Source organism: Streptomyces sp. SID11385 (genome assembly GCF_010548245.1).
Taxonomy (GTDB): domain Bacteria; phylum Actinomycetota; class Actinomycetes; order Streptomycetales; family Streptomycetaceae; genus Streptomyces.
Window position 1 is genome coordinate 1 of sequence record NZ_JAAGLR010000440.1, and the last position, 4,276, is coordinate 4,276.

Annotated in this window: 2 protein-coding genes and 1 rRNA gene; all 3 read left to right on the plus strand. The window is 71.6% G+C overall.

From position 1 onward, the window contains the following. The coding region (locus G3I42_RS13585; RefSeq protein WP_164285741.1) for an ROK family transcriptional regulator at positions 1-1,662 on the plus strand (1,662 nt) is incomplete at its 5' end. Between the two features lie 169 nt (positions 1,663-1,831). Further along, positions 1,832-3,544 (plus strand): glycoside hydrolase family 71/99-like protein, encoded by a 1,713-nt coding sequence (locus tag G3I42_RS13590; RefSeq protein WP_164285743.1) that lies wholly within the window; start codon positions 1,832-1,834, stop codon positions 3,542-3,544. 540 nt (positions 3,545-4,084) lie between these two features. Beyond that, positions 4,085-4,276, plus strand: a 16S ribosomal RNA gene (locus G3I42_RS13595); the annotation flags it as partial.

Here is a 4,276-nt window from a genome sequence, read left to right on the forward strand (position 1 = left end):
GCGCCCCCGGAGGCCCGCCCCCGCCCCTCGCGCCGCGCCACCGCGCTCGTCCGCGACGCGACGGCCGCCGTGTACGCCACGCTCGACGCCCTCGACACGGCCCCCGCCGACGGCCTCGCACACCGCCCGGAGGCCGCCCCGCTCCCGTACGAAGCACTGCTCGAAGCCGTACGCGCACGCCACCCCGGCCGCACCCTCCACACCCTCGCCCTCGGCCCCGCCCCCGAAGGCGCCCGGCACCACGCCCTCGCCCCCGCGACCCGCTGGCCCTCCCTCCTCCGCGTCCTCCTCCTCGCCGAACTCGCCCGCGACCCGGTGGCGTTGGCCGCCGCGCTGGTCGAACTTCAGCCCCCAGACATGGGGGCGGAGGGTTCCCTGCACTGGGTACGTCCCCCCGCGCCGCCCACCGCGGGGGCCCCGAGCCCCGCCCCGCGCGCCTTCAACCAGCTCGCGCTCGGCTCGTACAACGAGAAGCTCGTCATCGAGAGCATCCGCGAGGCGGGCACGCTCAGCCGCGTCGAGATCGCCGCCTCGACGGGCCTCACCCCGCAGGCCGTCTCGCGCATCACCCGCAACCTGCTGACCTCGGGGCTCATCGTGCAGGACGAGGGCCGCTCGGCCGGCGCGGGCAAGCCCCGCATCCCGCTGCGCCTGCGGCCCGACGCCGGTTACGCGGTCGGCATCCACCTCGACCCGTGGATGATCACGGCCGTCGCCGTGGACCTGTGCGGCCAGGTCGTCGCCCGCCGCCGGATGCCGCTCGAAGCCCCGCGCGACCCCGACTGGTGCCTCGCCCAGATGGCCGCCCTCGCCCGCGAGGCAGCGGCGGAAGTGCCGCACGGAGGGCCGGTGCTGGGATACGGGGCGGCCCTGCCGGGGCCGCTCGACCGGCGTGCGGGCGTGCTGCTCGACCCGCCGCTCTTCGAGGGCTGGGAGCGCGTCGAGGTCGGCACGAAGCTCAGCGGCCTGCTCGGCAGCCCCGTCGTCGTCGAGAAGGACGCGACCGCCGCGGCGATCGGTGAACGCTGGCTCGGCGCCGCCGAACGTGCCGAGGACTTCGTCTACCTCTACCTGGGAGCGGGCGCGGGCAGCGGCGCCTTCCTGGGCGGCGACGTGCACCGGGGCGCGACGGGCAACGCGGGCGAACTGGGTGAGCTGTGCGCCCGGCGCCCCCGGCCGGTGGGCGACGACGGGGCGGGCGACGACGAAGCGGCCGACGACGGCGTGCCGCGCTCCGCCGAGGAGTGCGCCCCCATCTCCACGACCCTCGCCCGCGTCCGCGCCGCCGGACTGCCCGTACCGCGCGGCGAGGACGCCTACCCGTGGGTCTGCGCGCGCGCCGCCGAGGGCGATCCCGTCGTCCGCGAGATTGTCGACGGCGTCGCGCGCGTCCTCGCCCGGGGCGCCGCCGGGCTCGTCGGGCTCTTCGACACCGAACTCGTCGTCGTCGGCGGCCCCGCCGTCCTCCCCGGCGTCCGCACCCGCTACCTGGACGTCATCACCGCCGCCGTCAACACCTTCCCGCTCGCCCACCACGTCCGCACGGTGCGCGTCGCCCCCTCGCACCTCGGCGAGGAGGCAGCGGCCGTCGGCGCCGCGTCCAGCGTCTTCCACGCCACCTTCACACCCAGCCTGAAGACCGGACGAAGGGCAAAGAACTAAGCGGCCACGAGGGAAGGTATGGCGCGTACGCACCCCCATCTCCCTTGTCCCGCAGGGAAATCGCTTTCGCCCAACCGGTTGACGAGGTCCGTCCGAGGGATTTTCATGGCCGCACCTCACCGGTGCCGCGCCCGTCCCCGAAGCTCCCTCCACGGAACCGAGGACCCCCATGCCCAGACGCCGTACCCGTCTCTCCCTCGCCACCGCCGCGAGCCTCACCCTCCTGGCCACCGCACTCGGCACGCAGGCCGGAGCGGCGAGCCCCACCGCCGCGCCCCCCACCCTCAAGGGCCACGTCTACGCCGGCTACCAGGGCTGGTTCAACCACCCCTCCGACGGCTCCCCGCTCGGTGCCTGGCGCCACTGGGCGGGCTCGCGGCCCGCACCGGGCAACCAGACCTTCGAACTGTGGCCGGACACCCGGGCCTACCCCGACTCCGTCCTCGCGGACACGGGCTACGCCCCGCTCGGCAACGGCGACCCGGCCCGTCTGTTCTCCTCGTACCCGGCCGCCGTCGTCGACCAGCACTTCGCCTGGATGCGCGACAACGGCCTCGACGGCGCGGCCCTCCAGCGCTTCGGCAGCGACGTCTCCGACCCCGCCTCGCCGCGCGCTGCCGTCCGCAACTCGGTCGCGGACAAGGCCCGCGATGCGGCCGAGCGCACGGGCCGCGGCTTCTACGTGGAGTACGACGTCAGCGGCCTGACCGACGCGAACTTCGAACAGGTGCTCCAGGACGACTGGACGAACGTCGTCACCGGCTCCCTCCACCTCACCGATTCCCCCGCCTACGTCCACCAGGACGGCAAACCGGTCGTCGAGCTGTGGGGCCTCGGCTTCAGCAACCGCCCCGGCTCGGCGGAGCAGTCCGAGCGCATCGTGAACTGGTTCAGGAGCAAGGGCCTGTACGTGGTCGGCGGCGTCCCCACCGGCTGGCGCACGGACTCCAACGCGAAGCCCGGTTTCGGCCCCGTCTACGCAGCTCTCGACATGCTCTCGCCGTGGATGGTCGGCAACGCGGGCGACAACGCCCCGCAGATCACCGCCGACCTCGCCGCGCTCACCCCGCGCGGGCAGGACTACCTCCCTGTGATCTACCCGGGCTTCTCCTGGTCCAACTGGAAGGACGGCCCGCGCAACGAGATCCCCCGCCGCTCCGGGGACTTCCTGTGGCAGCAGGCGGTGAACGTCAGGAAGGCGGGCGTGGGGCAGGCGTTCCTCGCCATGTTCGACGAGTACGACGAGGCCACCGCGATCGCCCCGGCCGCCGAGGACTCCTCGATGATCCCCACCGACCAGTACTTCCAGACCACGAGCGCGGACGGCACGTATCTCTCCGCCGACTTCTACCTCCGCCTCGCGGGCGCGGCCACCGGCATGATCAGCGGCCGCGACCCGCTCGACCCGGAGATCCCCGTCCCCCCGTCCACGGGGCCCGTCCAGTTCCGCACGGGGTTCGAGCCGGGCACGGACGCCCGCCCGACGACGGGCGCCACGGCGAAGGGCCTCGCGGTGGCGACCGCCGGGGGGAGCGCGCACCGGGGGAACACCGCGCTCACGGTGAAGGGGAGCGGAAAGGCGGCCGCCCCGACCTCGTACGGCGTCTTCGACGTGGACATCCCCGTGACGGGGAGGACGGAGCTGACCTATTACCTGAAGCCCGCCGACGCGGCCGGCCGCTCCGTCACCGTCGACCTCCTCCTCGACAACGGCGAAACCGTCCGCACACGCTCCGCGGAGAAGACCCCGCTCTCCGCCTGGACCAAGGTGACGAGCCGCCTCAACGCCTCGGCACGCGGCCACCGCATCACGCGGCTCCTTGTCACGGCGCCGGGCAAGGGGACCGCGTCGCTCGACGACGTGACCGTCACCAACCGCTGAAACCGCAGGTGGCGCCCCCTCAAGGAGCGGCGGTACGAGGGGGCGCCCACCGGATGTGCATCGCCCCCTGACGACCTGCTACTGTCCTCCACGCCCCGAAAGAACCGCCTCACAGCGGAACAGGGTGGGCACCTCTCCGAACAATGCGGAACGAAGGACAGCCGGTAAAACGGCCGCCGAAGATCTGATAAAGTCGGAGACGCCGAAAGGGAAACGGAAAGGCCGAAAGGCCGGGCCGGGAACCGGAAAGCACCGAGGAAATCGGGCCCGAGAGAGTCTGATAGAGTCGGAAACACGAAATACCGAAGGGAAAACGCCCGGAGGAAAGCCCGAGAGGGTGAGTACGAAGGAAGCGTCCGTTCCTTGAGAACTCAACAGCGTGCCAAAAGTCAACGCCAGATATGTTGATACCCCGACCGAGGATCTCCTGATCCGAGGTTGAGGTTCCTTTGAAACACACACAGCGAGGACGCTGTGAACCTGGGAGATTATTCCTCTCCCGGTTCCGCTCTCGTGGTGTCTCCCGATTACGGGAAAACATTCACGGAGAGTTTGATCCTGGCTCAGGACGAACGCTGGCGGCGTGCTTAACACATGCAAGTCGAACGATGAACCGCTTTCGGGCGGGGATTAGTGGCGAACGGGTGAGTAACACGTGGGCAATCTGCCCTGCACTCTGGGACAAGCCCTGGAAACGGGGTCTAATACCGGATACTCACTGCCTTGGGCATC